Annotated in this window: 18 protein-coding genes; 8 read left to right on the top strand and 10 right to left on the bottom strand. The window is 66.7% G+C overall.

What is annotated here, in order from left to right; all coding sequences use genetic code 11:
• Positions 1–60 precede the first annotated feature (60 nt).
• Both KK137_RS12265 and KK137_RS12260 read right to left on the bottom strand, forming a co-directional pair.
• Positions 61–1,383 (bottom strand): DNA-packaging protein, encoded by a 1,323-nt coding sequence (locus KK137_RS12265; RefSeq protein WP_214536704.1) that lies wholly within the window; start codon positions 1,381–1,383, stop codon positions 61–63.
• The gene (locus KK137_RS12260; RefSeq protein ID WP_214536702.1) at positions 1,370–1,732 is read right to left on the bottom strand and encodes a hypothetical protein; all 363 of its coding nucleotides are present in this window, start codon (positions 1,730–1,732) and stop codon (positions 1,370–1,372) included. The genes KK137_RS12265 and KK137_RS12260 overlap by 14 nt, the downstream gene beginning before the upstream one ends.
• 487 nt (positions 1,733–2,219) lie before the next feature.
• On the opposite strand from KK137_RS12260, the gene KK137_RS12255 reads away from it, so the two are divergent.
• Positions 2,220–2,861, top strand: a complete 642-nt coding sequence (locus tag KK137_RS12255; protein WP_214536700.1) for a YqaA family protein — start codon at positions 2,220–2,222, stop codon at positions 2,859–2,861.
• Between the two features lie 153 nt (positions 2,862–3,014).
• Positions 3,015–3,608 carry a hypothetical protein gene (locus KK137_RS12250; protein WP_214536698.1) on the top strand — a complete coding sequence of 198 codons (594 nt, stop codon included), beginning with the start codon at positions 3,015–3,017 and terminating at the stop codon, positions 3,606–3,608.
• A 177-nt stretch (positions 3,609–3,785) separates the two neighbouring features.
• Here KK137_RS12250 and spt read toward each other — a convergent pair whose 3' ends face one another.
• Complete coding sequence (spt, locus tag KK137_RS12245) at positions 3,786–5,036, bottom strand: serine palmitoyltransferase (RefSeq protein WP_214536697.1); 1,251 nt, start codon at positions 5,034–5,036, stop codon at positions 3,786–3,788.
• Positions 5,037–5,044: 8 nt separating this feature from the next.
• On the bottom strand, positions 5,045–5,287 hold the full coding sequence (locus tag KK137_RS12240) for an acyl carrier protein (protein ID WP_214536695.1): 243 nt from the start codon (positions 5,285–5,287) through the stop codon (positions 5,045–5,047).
• Positions 5,288–5,450: 163 nt separating this feature from the next.
• Here KK137_RS12240 and KK137_RS12235 point away from each other — a divergent pair, with 163 nt between their 5' ends.
• Positions 5,451–6,002: a Pycsar system effector family protein gene (locus KK137_RS12235; protein WP_214536694.1), complete on the top strand. Its 552-nt coding sequence runs from the start codon at positions 5,451–5,453 to the stop codon at positions 6,000–6,002.
• On the opposite strand, the gene KK137_RS12230 is transcribed toward KK137_RS12235, so the two are convergent.
• Positions 5,996–6,364 (bottom strand): response regulator, encoded by a 369-nt coding sequence (locus tag KK137_RS12230; protein ID WP_214536692.1) that lies wholly within the window; start codon positions 6,362–6,364, stop codon positions 5,996–5,998. The two genes, KK137_RS12235 and KK137_RS12230, sit on opposite strands and share 7 nt — an antisense overlap.
• 67 nt (positions 6,365–6,431) lie before the next feature.
• On the opposite strand from KK137_RS12230, the gene KK137_RS12225 reads away from it, so the two are divergent.
• The 5 genes from KK137_RS12225 (at position 6,432) to KK137_RS12205 (ending at position 9,811) form a co-directional block, all read left to right on the top strand.
• On the top strand, positions 6,432–6,713 hold the full coding sequence (locus tag KK137_RS12225) for a DUF3572 family protein (RefSeq protein ID WP_275950733.1): 282 nt from the start codon (positions 6,432–6,434) through the stop codon (positions 6,711–6,713).
• On the top strand, positions 6,710–7,339 hold the full coding sequence (locus KK137_RS12220) for a P-loop NTPase family protein (RefSeq protein WP_214536690.1): 630 nt from the start codon (positions 6,710–6,712) through the stop codon (positions 7,337–7,339). The genes KK137_RS12225 and KK137_RS12220 overlap by 4 nt, the downstream gene beginning before the upstream one ends.
• Positions 7,336–7,794: a RidA family protein gene (locus tag KK137_RS12215; RefSeq protein WP_214536688.1), complete on the top strand. Its 459-nt coding sequence runs from the start codon at positions 7,336–7,338 to the stop codon at positions 7,792–7,794. The genes KK137_RS12220 and KK137_RS12215 overlap by 4 nt, the downstream gene beginning before the upstream one ends.
• On the top strand, positions 7,778–8,563 hold the full coding sequence (locus KK137_RS12210; protein ID WP_214536687.1) for a glycerophosphodiester phosphodiesterase family protein: 786 nt from the start codon (positions 7,778–7,780) through the stop codon (positions 8,561–8,563). Before KK137_RS12215 ends, KK137_RS12210 begins: the two co-directional genes overlap by 17 nt.
• 111 nt (positions 8,564–8,674) lie before the next feature.
• The gene (locus tag KK137_RS12205; protein WP_214536685.1) at positions 8,675–9,811 is read left to right on the top strand and encodes a GNAT family N-acetyltransferase; all 1,137 of its coding nucleotides are present in this window, start codon (positions 8,675–8,677) and stop codon (positions 9,809–9,811) included.
• A 7-nt stretch (positions 9,812–9,818) separates the two neighbouring features.
• Here the strand turns inward: KK137_RS12205 and virB11 are convergent, their stop codons facing one another.
• Genes virB11 through KK137_RS12180 form a run of 5 tightly spaced genes read right to left on the bottom strand, consistent with a single transcriptional unit; the run spans position 9,819 to position 16,404 of the window.
• On the bottom strand, positions 9,819–10,823 hold the full coding sequence (virB11, locus tag KK137_RS12200; RefSeq protein ID WP_214536683.1) for a P-type DNA transfer ATPase VirB11: 1,005 nt from the start codon (positions 10,821–10,823) through the stop codon (positions 9,819–9,821).
• A gap of 7 nt (positions 10,824–10,830) precedes the next feature.
• Complete coding sequence (locus tag KK137_RS12195; protein WP_250893842.1) at positions 10,831–11,931, bottom strand: TrbI/VirB10 family protein; 1,101 nt, start codon at positions 11,929–11,931, stop codon at positions 10,831–10,833.
• The gene (locus tag KK137_RS12190) at positions 11,931–12,743 is read right to left on the bottom strand and encodes a TrbG/VirB9 family P-type conjugative transfer protein (protein ID WP_214536681.1); all 813 of its coding nucleotides are present in this window, start codon (positions 12,741–12,743) and stop codon (positions 11,931–11,933) included. Before KK137_RS12190 ends, KK137_RS12195 begins: the two co-directional genes overlap by 1 nt.
• A complete protein-coding gene (locus KK137_RS12185; protein WP_214536680.1) occupies positions 12,740–13,954 on the bottom strand; it encodes a TrbL/VirB6 family protein in 1,215 nt (404 codons plus the stop codon). The genes KK137_RS12190 and KK137_RS12185 overlap by 4 nt, the downstream gene beginning before the upstream one ends.
• The gene (locus tag KK137_RS12180; RefSeq protein ID WP_214536679.1) at positions 13,951–16,404 is read right to left on the bottom strand and encodes a VirB4 family type IV secretion/conjugal transfer ATPase; all 2,454 of its coding nucleotides are present in this window, start codon (positions 16,402–16,404) and stop codon (positions 13,951–13,953) included. Before KK137_RS12180 ends, KK137_RS12185 begins: the two co-directional genes overlap by 4 nt.
• Positions 16,405–16,430 lie beyond the last annotated feature (26 nt).

Here is a 16,430-nt window from a genome sequence, read left to right as displayed (position 1 = left end):
AAAAGGGTCCTCGGATCCTCCCCGAGCTTGCTCGGGGATGGGTAGGCGGCCAGGCGCCCCTCACAAAACCCGCACCCGCGGCAAACTCCTTCTCCGCAACATCAGCTCGCTCAAGGCCCAAACCAGCGCATCGGCCCGGTCCGGGCTGCGTCCCGGGCCCTCGTAAGTCCCGCCGGCCATCAGCCCGCAGAGCTCATCTTCCAGCAGGGGCATTGGCCCGACATGACGCACCCGGCCGCTTTCGTAGAGCGCCGCTACCGGCTCGGCCCGGGCCGACTTCCCGCGGCTGGCGTGGACCAGCCGCACCGGCAGCGCGAAGTCGGCGGCGTGAAGGACCGAGCGGACCATCTCGCCGCCGTTGTTGGCTTCGGCCACGACCCGATCCGCTTGCCACTCGCGCGAGGCGTCGGCCACCGCGCGGGCCCAGCGTTCGGGGGTGGGGCGAGACACCGAGCGGTCGGCCAGCACGCGCGCAAGGCCGTCTTCGCCCAGCGCACAGGCGATAATCCCGCAGGCGTCGCCCTGGGCCGAGGCGGGCGGGTCGACGCCGATCACCACCCGCTGGCTGGGTGACGAGGCGCAGTCCTCGCGGCAATCCTCCAGCAGCGCACGGGTCCAGAGGGCGCCTTCGATCTCCTCGATCAGTTCGCCGTCGAGTTCCTGCCGACCGAGGAGCGAGCGGCCGAACTGCGCCCGCACCGAGCGGACGAAGCCCGGCGGCAGGTTGTCGCGGTTGTCGGCGGTGGTTCCGCGAGTGACGATCAGCTCCGGCTGGCGAAGCAACCGTTTCAGCAGCGGCACTGCACGCGGGGTGGTGGTGGCAACGGCGCGAGGCGCCTTGCCTAGCCGGAGGCCGAGCAAGAGGTTGTCCCATGTGCTTTCGGCACGCCCGCCCGCTTGATCCCACTTGGCGATTTCGTCGCACCAGGCGTGACTGTGTTGCGGACCGCGCAGGCTTTCCGGCTCGGCGGCGGAATAGAGGGTCGCGACCGCTCCGCCCGGCCAGGTCAGTTGGCGCTTGGAGGGTTCGAAGACCGGCCGCTTTCGCCACGGCGCGATGGCCAGCAGTCCGCTCGGTCCTTCCACCATCACGCGTCGGGCTTCGCCCAGCGTCGAGCCTACGAGCGCGATCCGGGCGGTGCGATCGGCTTCGGCGATGGCCCTGACCCATTCGGCGCCTGCGCGAGTCTTGCCGAAGCCACGCCCCGCCATGATCAGCCAGGTATGCCACCCATCATCCGGAGCAAGCTGGCCAGCATGGGCCCAGAGCCGCCAGTGCCTATCAAGCGAGCGCCGCTGCCGGTGGGACATGCGCTTGAGCTCTTGAATCCTCTCGGCGGGCTCGAGCTTGAGCCAGTGCTCGGCCTGATCATTCCTCGACATCGGCCATATCCGCTTCGATCAGGATCGCCGTATTCGCCGCGCGGCGCTGCCGCATGTCCTCGATGAAGGCGTCGATCGATTCGAGCACCGCCTGCTCGTCATCGTCCTCGTTCAACCTGCGCTCGCGGGCGACCGTTTCACGGTGCGCGGCCAGCAGGCGCAGCGCCGAGGCTACATCCATCTTTCGCCCGGGCCGCGGGTCGCGCAGATAGCCGAGCAATTCCATTTCCAGGTTGTCGTAACCTTCGTGCAGCGCGCGAAGCCATTTCGCCGCGAAATCGGGGTCGTCTCGACGGCGCTTGTAGACGGTTCGCGTCGGCACATTCGCGAGCTCGGCGGAGGCGGTCACATTCGAAGTCTCTGCAAGCGCTTCCAAAAAGCAGGTGCTCCATCTCGATGGCCGGGCAGCGGGGTCTTCAATCGTGATCGCGGAAGGGGAGCGTTCGTTCGGCGGAGGAGCGAGGGCCGCGTCCCAGGCCTTGGCGAAAAGCCAGTTGGTGCGGCGTTGGGCGTAAACCGAACCTGCTGATACCCCTGCGAGCTTTAAGGCTCTTCGCACTCTCTTGGTCTCAGTCAGCGCCTTCAGGAACGGTGCAATCCATGTTGGACCGGGTGGTGTTTCGTCAGTCATCCGCCATGTCTCCTCGCGGCGACGGTCCGAAACGAGAAAGGGCAGCCCTTGCAGGCCGCCCTTTCGAATCACACCATCGCGATGTTCCGCTTCTCTAACCAAACAGCGTCGCGATGTCAATAAAAAAGTGCCATATAGGTTACGTCGTGACGCTTGCGCGGTTTGTGGCGCTCGCCTACTCCGGGCGCGGACGGAAGGATCGCCAATGCTGCGCAAGCTTTACGACTGGACGATGGCCAAGGCCGCGCACCCCAAGGCCGAATGGTGGCTGGCGGCGTTCGCTTTCGTGGAGGCGAGCTTCTTCCCCGTCCCGCCGCATCCGTTGCTGGGGCTCATGTGCCTGGCCGAACCGCAGAAGGCGCTGCGCTATGCGGTGATCGCCACGCTTGCCTCGGTCGCAGGCGGGGTGCTGGGCTACGGGATCGGCTGGGGACTCTACGACACCGTCGGTACGCAGCTGCTCGAATGGCTAGGCCTGACCAAGAGCTTCCCGGTCGCGGTCTGTTATCTCAACGAATACGGATTCTGGCTGTTCGTCGCCAAGGGCGCGACGCCGATCCCCTTCAAGCTGCTGACGATCACCGCCGGATTCATGGGCATGAACGTCGGGCTGTTCCTGCTCGGCAGCCTGGTGTCACGCTCGATCAGCTTCATGATCGTGGGCGTGCTCTTCCGCCTGTTCGGGGCACCGATCAAGCGCTTCATCGACAAGTACCTCGGGCTGGTGACCGCAGGCTTCGTGGTGCTGGTGATCGCGGGGTTCGCCGCGGTGACCCTACTGGGCCATGGCGGCGAGGGGTCGGCGGACAAGTGCTCGGCGGCGGCGCTTAATCAGAGCTTCGCTTGAGGCAGGGCGCTTTCGGCGCGGGATGGCGCAAATAGGCGCGAAGCGTGTAGCTTCGTTAGGTCTGCCGCGAGAAAGCGGACCGTCGGCTAACGACCCATTGCGGACGTCGGTTGGGCGACCCTATGAAGAGATGTCGAGAGGGGGCCCAAGGTAATGTTCAGCTATCTCATTAACAGGTGGATTGTGGCCCGCCGCTTCGAGAAATCGGGAGCCGGGTACATCTATCGGCGTCGGCCACACCTTCCTGGTATTCCACTTAGCGAGGAGGAGCGCCTAGAAACGCTGCGCGAATTTCGTCGTCGATATTGGAAGTCGTCGCTCGTGCTTCTTGGAGGAATGCTTGGAGCGACACTCGCAATGGCGATCTTATCAGTTGCTTTAAACATAGATGAAAGCTTTATGAGCTTCGCTGGTTTTGGAATCGCAATTGTGATGCTGGTCCTGATTCTAAGAGAACAGAGACAGTGGTCGCTCTTGCCCGAGAAGCGCTTTCCACACCGACCTCCAGTGGCGTCCGGTTTGCCGAGCGGCGGCTGGTTCATTCGTTTTGTAGCGTTGTCGCGACGCCGGTCGTGGCCAGCCCATGTCGGGCTGATTGCGTTGTATTCGACGATCGTGTGGTTCCTCACGCCGCGTACTTTGGACGCAAGCATGGGGCATTGGTTCTTCTTCTCGTGCTTCGCAATTGGTCTAGCGCTCCTAATCGTTGGTGTAATCACGAAAGCCCGTCAGTCGGGCGGGGATTAGCAACAGATCGCATCTGAGAGGTCGCGCGTAACGACCGCTAACCACCCATTGCGGTCACTCAGACCGGCAAAGACCACCCCACTTCCGTTCGTGGTGAGCTTGTCGAACCACGCTAGCGCCGCGCTCGCTTTCTTCGACAGGTTCAGGACGACCGGAGCTGGGGTAGGGGCCTGAAGCCTAGATGATTCCTACGGCCTTCCCGGCGCGCTCAAACATGCCGAGAATGGTCTCGACCTCTTCCGCGGAGTGCTCCGCGCAGAGGGAGCAGCGCAGCAGCGTCATGTTCGCCGGGGTCGCCGGCGGGCGGGCGAGGTTGACGTAGAGGCCTTCCTTCAGAAGCGCCTCCCACATCGCCGCGCCATGCTCGAGATCGGGCATGATCACCGCGACGATCGCGCTCTGCGGCTCTTCGGTGCCGAGCTTGAAGCCGAGCTTCGTCAGGCCCGAATGCAGGCGCTTGGAATTCTCCCAAAGGTGGGCGCGCTTGTTGGAGCCGTGCATCAGCTTGCGGATCGAAGTGGCGGCGGTGGCGACCACGCTCGGCGGCAGGCTGGCGGTGAACACATAGGGGCGGCAGACCAGCCGCATGATCTCGAACTTGGGGTGATTGGAGACGCAGAAGCCGCCGACCGTGCCCACGCTCTTGGAGAAAGTCCCGATGACGAAGTCGACCTGGTCGAGGACCCCCTGCGCCTCGGCCACGCCGCGGCCGTGTTCGCCGATGAAGCCCATCGAGTGGGCTTCGTCGACCAGCACCATCGCGCCATGCTTCTTGGCGACCGCGATCATCTCCTTGAGCGGAGCGATGTCGCCGAGCATCGAGTAGACCCCTTCGAGGACCACGAGCTTGCCGGCGCCTTCGGGAATGCGGCCGAGCCGCTTGTCCATCGCCTCGATATCGTTGTGCTTGAAAGGCACGACCTCGGCATTGCCGAGCGCGCAGCCGTCCCAGATGCTGGCGTGCGAATCGATGTCGAGGACGATGTAGTCGCCCTTGCCGGCGATGGTGGAGATGATCCCGAGGTTGGCCTGGTAGCCGGTCGAGAACACCATGGCATGATCCATGGCATAGAATTCGCGCAGAGCGGCTTCGACTTCGCGATGGCCCTGGTAGGTGCCATTGAGCACGCGGCTGCCGGTGGTGCCGGAACCGAAGTTCTCGAGCGCCTGCTTGCCGGCTTCGATCACGTCGGGGTCGAAGGTCATCCCCATGTAGTTGTAGGTGCCGAGGAGGATCGTATCGCGCCCATTGCAGATCGCCCTCGTGGGAGAGAGCACCTGCTCCATCACCAGGCTGAAGGGATCTTCCACCCCGCTGGCCAGCAACGTCTCGCGGGTGTGTATGATGTCGTCGAACTTGCTGAACAAGTCACGCTCGTGGCCTTCGAGCACTTCGGGCTTGTCGGCCTGGCTGATACCCTCGCTCATGCTCGCCATCAGTCCTTCGCCAACTCGCACACGGCATCGACGAGGTCGCCATAGCTTTCGATCTCGGCCTGCTGGTTCATGCTGATGATGATATCAAACTCGTCCTCGATCGCGGCGACGAAATCCATGACCGTCAGGCTGTCAAACTCGAGATCGCCGGCAAACGTCGTGGCGTCGGCCAGTTCGACGTTCTTCTTGTTGAACGGTTCGATCAGCGTGCGGATGCGGCTGTCGACGTCTTCGCGAACCATGAGATCTTCCTCAATTCCAGCGCGTGCGCGCGTCCAATGGCGCGGAAGAGCGCCTTGCCACCCCGCTTGTCAAGCGCAGGGCCCGCTGGCAAGTCCCTGCGTCGAATAGTCGTTAGTCCAGCCGCCTTCGGCGAAGGCGGTCCTGGCCCAGGCGGAGAGAGCTATGGCCGAGCAGCGGGCGGGTCCTGGGCAAGGCGGTGAAGGCGGCCCCGGCGCGGCCTATTCGCCTAACGCCATCCACCTGCTGAGGACCGCACAGCGCAACACGCTGGTCCTGGCGCAGATGGCGGACCAGAAAGCCTCGATCCTGATGGGCGCCAGCTTCCTGGTGTTCTCGATCGCGGTCAGCCGGACCTTGATCGGGCCTCTCCCCTGGTCACTGGCGATCCTTGCGCTGTTTGCCTTTCTGAGCGCGCTGTGCGGCGCCATCGCGGTCATGCCAACGGTGGGGAAACCCGATGCCGCCGAACAGCGTAACCGGCTGTTCTTCGGCCACTATCACGACCGCACCGAGCAGGAGTGGAGCGACGGACTGCTGGGCGATCTCCGGGACGACGAAGAAATATTCCGGCTGATGCTGCGCGACATCTACCAGAACGGCCAGGTCCTTCACCGGCGCAAGTATCGCTTCCTGGGATACGCCTATCGGCTGTTCATTGCCGGGCTGGTCATCACGCTCGCGGCTTTCGCCATCGAGCTCGCGCGGGTTTACTGACCCACCAGACCCTTCACCGCGGCCATGAACGGGCCGATCGAAACCGGCTTGGCGAGATAGCCTTCGGCGCCGACTTCGCGAATCCGTTCTTCGTCGCCCTTGCCGGCATAGGCCGTCACGGCGAGAACGGGGACGTCGGCGAGAATCGAGTCCTTCTTGAGGCTGGCGATAAGATCGAGGCCGGAGACTTCCTGCAGCTGGATGTCCATCACGACCAGATTGGGGATAAAGCTTCGCGCTCGCTCGATGGCGACATTGCCGTCAGCTACGGGTTCGACGGCGAAACCACTGGCAGTCAGAACGTCGCAAAAAAGCTTTCGGTTCAGATCGTTGTCCTCGACAACGAGAATGCGTTTCGTCATGCGGCCCCCATATGATCTACCGGCCCCAATCGGAAGATCGTTTATCTACTAACCCCTTAATGGAAGTCTGACAATTATTAACGGTCGTGAAGATACGTTTAAGGAGCCGTCTGGGACGGCCCTTACGGCCCTGGCCTGGATCCTCAGCGACTCGGCACGCGCCCAGCGTTTCCTGGACCTCACCGGCCTGACGCCGGAAATTTTGCGCGAGACGGTTGGCAGCGCGGCAACCCAGCGGGCGGTGCTGGATTTCCTTTGTGCGCACGAGCCGGATTTGATCGCGGCGGCCGAGTCGCTCGGAGTAGAGCCGGCGGTCCTGGCAGGCATGCGCGACAGGATTGGCCTATGACGCGGCCTCTGGTGGTAACCGATTGCGACGAAGTGCTGCTGCACATGGTGCGGCACTTCCGTGACTGGCTGGGCGAAGATCACGGCATCGATTTCCGGCTCGAGGGCGATCCGTTCGTCCAGTCGATGAAACGCAAGGAAAGCGGCGATCTGGTGGCGGAGGACGACGTCTGGCGCCTGCTGCAGGGCTTCTTCGACACCGAGTTCGACCGGCAGACCGAAATAGAAGGCGCCGCCGCGGCCATGGCTGAGCTCAAGCGCGAAGCCGACGTCGTGGTACTGACCAACCTGCTCGACAAGTACCGTGACGGGCGGGCGCAGCAGTTGCTCACGCATGGGATCGAGCTGCCGGTGTTCACCAACCAGGGCCCGAAGGGAGAGGCCCTGCGACGGATCGTCGAGCAGTACGGGGCCGATCGCGTGGTCTTCATCGACGATATCGCCAAGCATCATGAGTCGGCTGCGGGACTGCTGCCACACGTGTCCCGGCTACACTTCTGCGGAGAGCCTGCGGTGGCTCCGCATATCCCCTGCGCGCTCCAGTCCGGGCACGCCCACGCGCGGCTCGACACCTGGGCGGAGGCCTTGCCGTGGGTGCTAGAAACGTTGCATGGGACGCGGTCATGAGCATCGAGGCCCGCCTTGCCGAACTCGGCATCACCCTTCCGCCCGCCGCCGCGCCGGTTGCGTCCTACGTCCCGGTCGTCGTGTCGGGCAACACGGCCTACGTTTCGGGGCAGTTACCCTTCATCGGCGGCCAGCTCGCGACCGGCCGCCTGGGCGAGAGCGTGACGCTGGAACAGGGCCTTGCCGCCGCGCGGGCCTGCGGGGTCATGATCCTCAGCCAGCTTCAGGCTGCGCTCGGCTCTCTCGACCGGGTAGAGCGGATCGTCAAGCTCGGGGCGTTTGTGAATTCGACTGCCGACTTCACCGACCAGGCCAAGGTGGCCAACGGCGCCTCCGATCTGATGGCCGAGGTGTTCGGCGAGGCCGGGCGGCACGCCCGTGCCGCGGTCGGTGTGCCCGTTCTCCCGCTAGGCGCGGCCGTCGAGGTGGACGCGATCGTTGCTCTCAAGCCTTGATCGCTGGCTGGCCCCCGCGCCCGATGCGGCGCGGGTGGGCTGGTTGACGAGGGGCGCCTACGCGCATCGCGGGCTGCACGGGCCGGGTGCGGTCGAGAATTCTCCCACGGCCTTCGAACGCGCCCTCGCAGCGGGGCTCGGCATCGAATGCGACGTACAACTGACTGCCGATGGCCGGGCGGTGGTGTTCCACGACTTCGAGTTGGACCGGCTGACGGGGGAGCGTGGTCCGGTCGCCCGACGAACGGCGGCGGAGCTCGGCCAGATCGGGCTCACCGGCTCGAGCGACAGGATTCCCGCCTTGCGACAGTTGCTGGAGCAGATCGGCGGGCGCGTGCCTTTGCTGATCGAGGTCAAGACTGGGCGCGGAATGCCGGTCGACGGGCTCTGTCGCGCTATTGTGCGAGACCTCCAGGAATATGCCGGTCCCCACGCGGTGATGAGCTTCGATCCGCGCGTCGGCCACTGGTTCGCACGCCACGCGCCCGCCACTGTGCAAGGGCTCGTCATCAGCGAATCCGATTCCGGCGCAGCGGCCCGCCGCCTGTCCCTTTGGCGCGGAAAGCCGGAGTTCCTCGCCTACGACGTGCGCAACCTCCCGAGCTGCTTCGCCGAAAGGCAGCAGCGGCGCGGATTGCCGTTGCTGACCTGGACCGTCCGTAGCGCCGCTCTGGCGGAAAGGGCGGCAGCCAGTGCCGCTACGGCGATCGCGGAAGGCGAGGGTTGCGCCGGCGTCCTTCGACAAGCTCAGGACGAACGGAGTGAGTGAGTCAGCAAATTCCTCTTGATCACCAAATTCCGTTCGGGATGAGCTTGTCGAACCACATGCCGGAAACACACAGGGTTCAATCGAAGCCCGTTAATCCCTAGACTCCGCCCAATGGCAGACGCCGACCTCACAGTCCGCATGGTTCCCTCGGTGGGCTCGCTCCCCGCAGAGGACTGGGACGCGCTCGCCGGCAGCGGCAATCCCTTCATGTCGCATGCCTTTCTCACCGCGCTCGAGGACTCCGAAAGCGTCGGGCCGGGAACGGGATGGACGCCCGCGCCGCTGGTGATCGAGGATGGAGCGGGGCACCTGCTTGCCGCGCTCCCCGCCTACGCCAAGGGTCACAGCCAGGGTGAATACGTGTTCGATCATGCCTGGGCCGACGCATGGGAACGGGCCGGAGGCGCCTATTACCCGAAGCTGCAGATCGCCGCGCCGTTCACTCCGGCGACCGGGCCGCGCTTGCTGCTATCGGACCCGGCCTACGCCGCGCCCCTGCTGCAAGCGGCGCAACGCGTGTGCCGGCAGCTCGGATTTTCTTCGGCGCACGCGACCTTCGTCGAACCCGCTCAGGTCCCGCTGTTCGCGCAGGCGGGCTGGCTTCCCCGTAACGACATCCAGTTCCACTGGCACAACCGCGGATACGCCACATTCGAGGACTTCCTCGGCGAACTCGCGTCGCGCAAACGCAAGGCCATCCGCAAGGAGCGTCAGGCGGCGCAGGAGGGCGTGGAGATCCGGGCGCTGATCGGGGCGGAGATCAGGCCTGAGCATTGGGATGCCTTCTGGCTGTTCTACCAGGACACCGGCTCGCGCAAATGGGGCCATCCCTATCTGACCCGCTCCGCTTTCGACCTCTTCGCCGAGCGGATGGGCGAACAGGTCCTGCTGATGCTGGCGTTCGAAGGCGGTCAGCCGATTGCCGGGGCGCTCAACTTCATCGGCGAGGAGGCGATCTACGGGCGCTACTGGGGCTGCGTCGTCGACAAGCCCTTCCTGCATTTCGAGCTGTGTTACTATCAGGCGATTGACGCCGCGATCGAGCGAGGGCTCGCCAGGGTCGAGGCCGGGGCGCAGGGGGGACACAAGCTGGCGCGCGGCTACGAGCCGGTGCAAACCTGCTCGATGCACTACATCTCCGACCCGGGCTTCCGCGCGGCGGTGTCCGATTTCCTCGAGCGGGAGCGGGCAGGCATTGCCCAGGACCAGCTATACCTCGGAGAGCGGACGCCCTTCCGGAAGGGCTAGCTGGCTCTCAGGCCAGGTCCTTGCTCCAGGCAATCGCGCTGATCCCGCGCTTGCCTTCGATGCGGTCGAGCTGGACCACGATATCGATCACCGAAGCGGCATAGGCGACCGTGTCGGTTCGAGTGAGGCCGATGCCGGTCTGCATGACCATCAGCGCGAGCTGTTCCAGCGCGCCGCGCGGGGAGTTGGCGTGGATGGTCGAAAAGCTGCCGGGATGGCCGGTGTTGATCGCCCGCAGGAACGAGACGCTCTCCGCCCCGCGCAGTTCACCGAGCACGATGCGGTCGGGACGCAGGCGCAGCGCCGACTGGAGCAGTTCGTTGGCGGTGACCCGCGCCTCGCCAAGCTCGCCCTTGACCGCGATCAGCCCGACGCCGTTGGCGCCCGGGAGGCGCAGCTCGGCGGTGTCTTCGACCAGCACGACGCGCTCGTGCCGAGGGATCTCCCCGAGCATGGCGTTGAGGAAAGTGGTCTTGCCGGTCGAGGTGCCGCCGGAAATCAGGATCGTCTTGCGCGCGGCGATGGCGGCGCGCAGGAACGCGACCGGCTCGGCCACCGGATCGGGCAGCACCGGCTCGCGCACCGGCTGCAGCGGCCCGGTGTCGTAAGCATCGAGCGGTAAGTCGAGCCGACGGTGGCGGCGAATGGCCAGAGCCCAGTGCTTGCGTGTCGCGGGCGGGCCGCAGACCTGGATACGAGCGCCGTCGGGCAGCGTGGCGCCGAGCAGGGGATGCTCGCGGTTGATGCCCTGGTGACTGACCCGGGCGACCTGTTCCGCCAGCCGCTGGACCAGCTTGTCGTCGATCGCCGCGGTTTCGATCCGCTGCATCCCGGGATGCGCGGCGTCCTCGATCCAGACCTCGCCGGGACGATTGACCAGGATCTCGGTCACCGTGTCGCGCGCCAGCCACTCGCTGAACGGGGCCAGATAGGCGTCGAGGTAGACACTGCCGCTGACCGGAGCCGGCGGCGCTTCGGCCGGAGTCGGCAGGGGATGGACGCGGGCGCTCATCGCAGATCTAAAGGCGCGGGGCGGTCGAGAAGTCGAGATCGCGCGCGGTGACGACCCGGATCGGCTCGCCCGGGCGTACGCGCACCGTGGGTGAGATCTGGCCGTTCTGCTGCAGCGCCGTCGAAGCCGCGGTCTGGCCACCGCCGACGATCACCGAAGCGCCGCTGGTGCTGCTCGCGGCGAGCCCCCCGATGACCGACAGCAGGATCGCAGAGCCGAAGCGCTGGAAGAAGTGCGTGTCGACCTTGCCCGGCAACCCGCCCGAACCGTCATAGGCGGTGCCCGGAGACGCGAGCGCGACCGAGACGCCGTCCGGACGGATCAGCCGGGTCCAGATCACATAAGCGCGCTTCTGCCCGGCCTGGAGGCCCGACTGGTATTGGCCAATCAAGCGAGAACTGCGCGGGACGAGCACGCGGGTGCCGTCGAAGCTGCGCACGTCCTGGCTCACCACCGCGCGGACGAAACCGGGCACGTCGGTGTTGATCGCGGTCTCCAGCACCGCCGGGATCAGCGTGCCCTGGGTGACCGTGGTCTTGGGGTCGATGTCGTTGCGCGCCTGCGTCGGACCGCCACCTACGCCGCCGATGCGGCTGGCGAAGTCGTCACCCTGGGGTCGGCCTTCGGCCTGGCCTGCCGCGGTGGCCTCCGCAATCGCCTCGGCAATCGGCACCGGGAGCGAGCTGGCATCGAACACCAGCGTCGGCGAGGAATAAGGGTTGGTGACCGGCATGGCCGCCATGCCCGGGACTTGCGCCAGGACCGGCGCCGGGGCGGGGTCCGGCTGCGCAACCGGAGCGGCAACCGGAGCCGGTTGCGCCGGAGGCGGCGCCACGAACGGTGCGGGCGCGGCGGGCTGGGGCGCGGCGGCCTGCTGCTCGTCGCCTATGCGCGTGGTGTTGAGACCCCACAGCGTCGCGGCACCGAGCAGGGCGACGAAGCCGACACCGGCCGCAAGGCCGAGCGCGTCGGAGCGGCCCTTGCGCTGGGCGACGACCGGATAGGCAGTGCGGCTGGCCAAGTCGATGACTTCGGCCGAGGCCTCGTCACGCGGGTCGTTGGCGGCAGCGGCCCGGCCTTTCTCGGGAAGACGCATGGCGAGCTTCATCACTTCACCTCCGTGGCGGGCTGGCCATTGGCGCGGGCGATCCCCGGTTGGGCCTGTTTGGGCGCACGAGCGGGTCCGCGATTGGCGAGCTTGGCCATGTCGTCCCCGGCGCGCAGGACGATCTCGCGCGGCACGCCGTCGACCACGATGACATCGCCGCGCACCGCGAAGTTGACCGGGCCTTCGGTGCCTTCGTAATCCTTGACCAGGATCGCGGGCAGCGTGGAGCCCGGGGCCCAGGTGAGGAACGTCGCCTCTCCGTCGTCATAGACTTGCGCCGGCAGCAGGGAGGCGTCACCCGAACTCTGCCAGGCGAAGTTGAGCTCTGCGGGGTCGACCACGGCGTAAGGATCGCTGACCGCGGCCACTTCGACGGCGTTGGGCGCTTGCGGTACCACCGCCTCGGCATCGGCCTGCTGAACGGCCGCCTCTTCCTCAGGATACTTGAAGGCGAGAACATAGATCGGATTGCGCGCCGCCGGGCTGGCGACGAGGTCGAACAGGTAGGTGTGGCGGTCGGTGACCACGGTCATGTTGGTCACCGCTCGTTCCGACAGCGGTTTAACAAAAAGCAAGTTCGCGCGCTTGTTGGGCGTCACCTGCCAGGCGTTGGAATCCCCGATGGCGACGTTTTCGATATGCTCGTCCTCGGCGAAGCGGATCGCGGCCTGGACGTTGGGCTTGCCTTCGATGCGCACGACCTTGTTCGGATCGTAGACCCGCTCGACCAGACGCGGGTCGTCGGCGAGCGCGACGCCCGGAAGCAGGACCGACCCGGCGAGCAGGGCGGCGGCGAAAAGGGGGCGGTTCATCGGATGGTCTCCGGCATTTTATGGGGGACGGCGCGGAAGCGGCTACCGACGCCGCGGGCGCGCGAAAGGGAGGCATTGGCACTGCTGGCAGCGGCCTGGGGAGCCGCGACGGCGCCGGGGCCCACGATGCGCGTCTCGCGGCTGGTGCCCGCAGCGCCGCCTGTCGTGTCGTTGGCGGCGACCGGCGTGGTGGCGGACAGCCTGATCTCACGCGAGGGCGCCGGCGCGGAAGCAGCACTTTGGGCGGCGGGCGCGATCGCTGGGGGCGCGGGTGGAATTCGGCTCGAGCTCATCGTCGAGCCGCCGCTCGCTTCCTTGCCCGAACCGGTCAGGCCGAACACGGTCCATCCGGCGACCATGGTGCCCGCGACCTTCAGCGCCATGATCATCAGCGACAGGTGCACCGCGCCGATCACGAAGAAGGCCATGGCCGCGCGCGGGTCGATCTCGCCATTGGGGGCTTCGATCAGGGTGCGCAGGACCGGCACCGAAAGCTCCAGCATCAGCGTGCCGCAGAGCACTGCGAATAGCGGCGCCAGGGCGAGCATGATCACGCCCTTGAGCCAGCCGGTGAACAGGCCACGGGTCGCGGGGAACAGGGCCAGCACCACGAACACCGGGCCAAGCGCCAGCAGCACCGCCAAGGCGATGCGGGTGGTGGCGAGAATGCCCACCGTGCCGAGAAGCAGCAGCGTCGCTCCCAGCCACATCAGGCCGGGGGGCGAGAAGGTAGAGACCGCCGCTGCTCCAGCACCGCCGGCGTTTCGGGCGTTGTCGGCCTCCATCAGCGCGCTGAACACGACGTCGATCCGCCCGGCGAAGAGCTGGGTGGCGGACCCTCGAGTGCCCATGAGCAAGCTGGCGATCTGGTCGGGCGCGCCGACCGCGAGGTTCCACACCACACCCTGGTAGGCGATCCAGCTCGTGGCGAAGGTCAGCACCAGGCCGAGCGTCATCATCCGCGGGGTCAGCGAGGCGATCCCGAGGTTCGAGCGGCCGGTGATGAGGGCAAAGGCGAAGAAAGCGACGAACAGCGTCAGCAGGATCGTCAGAACCGGCAGCAGCGCGCCGTCGGTACCGAACAGGCGTCCGAACGCGGCCTGCGCGGTGGCGGTGGCGGCACAGTCGACCGCATAGAGGCTCGCGGCCACGCCGCTGCCGACGCCGTCGAGCGCCTGCTGGCAAGTGGCCGGATCGAGCGATACGGTCACTGGGCCGCCTCCCAGGCCATGATCCCGCCGTCCTCGGCATCATCGTGCCGGTCGCCGTCCTGCCCGCCGGGCCACGAGCGGCCGGTGAGGATCGGGTACCAGGCCGAAGGGTGATCGCCGACGGCTTCGCGGATGAGGTCGAGCCGGCGCACCGCGCTTTCGCGGCCGGAGAGGATCGTCAGCACTTCGCTGGCACCTGAGAGATCGAGGCGCACCACCACCGAGGCGTCGCTCTGCCGGATCAGGAACGCGCGGCTGTGGGCCGGCAAGCTGCGGATCAGCGCCAGCTCATGCGCGGTCAGGCCGAAGCCGTCGCAATAGTCCTCGGCCCGGGCGCGGGCGTTGGGCATGAAGATCATCGTCGCGGTCTGCTCGACCAGTGCCGCCGAGATGCGGCTGTCGAGCGCGTCACGGGCGCTTTGGGTGGCGAACCCGACCAGCGCGTTGCGCTTCCTCAGCGTCTTGAGCCAGTCGCGAATGCGCGCCGCGAAGACCGCGTCGTCGAGCGCCTTCCATCCTTCGTCGATGAGGATCATCGTCGGCGAACCGTCGAGCCGTTCGTCGATGCGGTGGAACAGGTACATCATCGTCGGAGTCCGCAGCCGTGGGCTTTCGAGCAGCGCTGTCATGTCGAAGCCCATCACACGGGTCGAGAGGTCGAGCCGGTCTTCGGCGTTGTCGAACATCCAGGCATGCTCACCGCCCTCGATCCAGGGGGAGAGGCGGTCGGCCAGGTCGCCCGGCTGCGGGCGGCGTGCGCCCGAGAGCAGCTCGCGGAAGAATCGCAGGCGCCGCAGCGAGGCGTCGTTGGCATAGGCCGCGTCGACCGCGCCGGAGATCGTCGCGAGCTCTTCGGGCCCTTCGGCCTGGAGCAACACGCCGAGCCAGTCGCGCAGAAACGCGCGGTTGGCCGGACTGTCGGGCAGGGCGAGCGGGTTGAACCCGGTGGGCTCGCCCGCATGGATGCGGTCGTAACGCCCGCCGATGCCGCGGATGAACAGCTCGGCGCCGCGGTCCTTGTCGAACAGGATCGTGCGCGGGGCGAACTTCTGCGCCTGGGCGGCCAGGAAGTTCATCACCACCGTCTTGCCCGAGCCCGAGGGTCCGATGACCGAGAAGTTGCCCAAGTCGCCCTGGTGGAAGTTGAAGAAGAACGGCGTCGCGCTCGTGGTTTCGAGCAGGGCCACCGCGTCGCCCCAGTGGTTACCGGTCGCCTGGCCCAGCGCGAAGCCGTGAAGCGAGGCGAAGCTCGCCATGTTGGCGCTCGAGATCATGCCCCGGCGCACGAGGTAGGCCTCGTTGCCCGGGAACTGGCCCCAGAAGGCGGGCTCTAAGTTGGTATCCTCGCGCACGGCGATCGCGCCCATGTCGGCGAGGGCAGCGCCGACTTGCGCACTGGCATCGTCGAGGCGGACGAGGTCGCCCGCCCGTACCAGGACCGAGAGGTGATGGTCGCCAAACGCCGCCGAGCCGCTGCCAAGGGCATCGCGAGCGGAGAGCATCTCGCCCCGTTCGGCCATCGCTTCCTCGTCCGCCGACCGCAGGCGGCGCAGCGCGAGGTCGATCCGCTCGCGCGCGGTCTGGCGCTCCGCCGGGGCAAAGCTCTCGGTCACGACCATTTCGAACGGCAGGCGCAGCAGCGGATCGAGCAGGCCCGGACTGGTCGCGTCGGGATAGTCCTTGAGGCTGAGAATGGCGGCAAAGTCCGCTACGCCCGCAAGGCCGCCGGCACCGCGCAACTCCATCGCGTCGAGCCCGAAGCTGGCGCGGCGATAGGGCAGCATTTTGCCGACGTCGGTCTCGTCCGAAGGTTTGCGCACCGGACGCATCTCGCCGTTGTAGAGCGCGCTCAGGAGTTCGAGCAGTTCGTTGTTCACCGTGCCGCCGGGACCGGCGTAGTCACCCAGCGGCTGGGCTCCGTAGAGACCGAGCGAGGCGGCCAGAGACTGCAGCGCGGCCCGCAGCGCGCGCACTTCACGAGGATCGGCTTCGACCCCTTCGGTCCGGCGGCGGAACATCTTGCCGGCCCGTTCGGCCAGCCCGGCCTTGCCGCGCGCCGGACGCCGCACCAGGGTGACGAACTGGTCGTTCACGAACAGCGAACCGCGCGACAGCTTCTCGCGCCAACGGCGGTCGATATGCGCGCTCAAGGGATCCTCGAAACCCGCCTCGAGCTCGATCGAGACGCGGCGGCGGATCACGTGGTGGTACATGACGAACCGGGCGTCGAGGTTTGAGCGGAGCATGACCTCGCGCGTGGCCGAATGGGCGTTGAGCGCCTCGGTATCCTCGGTCTCGAACAGCAGGCCCGGGACCTGCAGCGCCCCCATCAGCGAGCCGTCGCGCAGGAGCAGAGTCCCTTCGTCGACCAGCCGGGCATAGGGCAGGCGGTCACCCGCGTGCGCTTCCTTCGCGCTCCACGCGGCGGCTCCCAGCCACTTAGTCCCCATCGCACTTGCTCCTTCCCGCCCCCTGG

This window comes from Croceibacterium selenioxidans (assembly GCF_018599195.1).
Taxonomy (GTDB): Bacteria; Pseudomonadota; Alphaproteobacteria; order Sphingomonadales; family Sphingomonadaceae; genus Croceibacterium_A; species Croceibacterium_A selenioxidans.
This window is presented reverse-complemented; position numbering and strand designations above follow the sequence as displayed.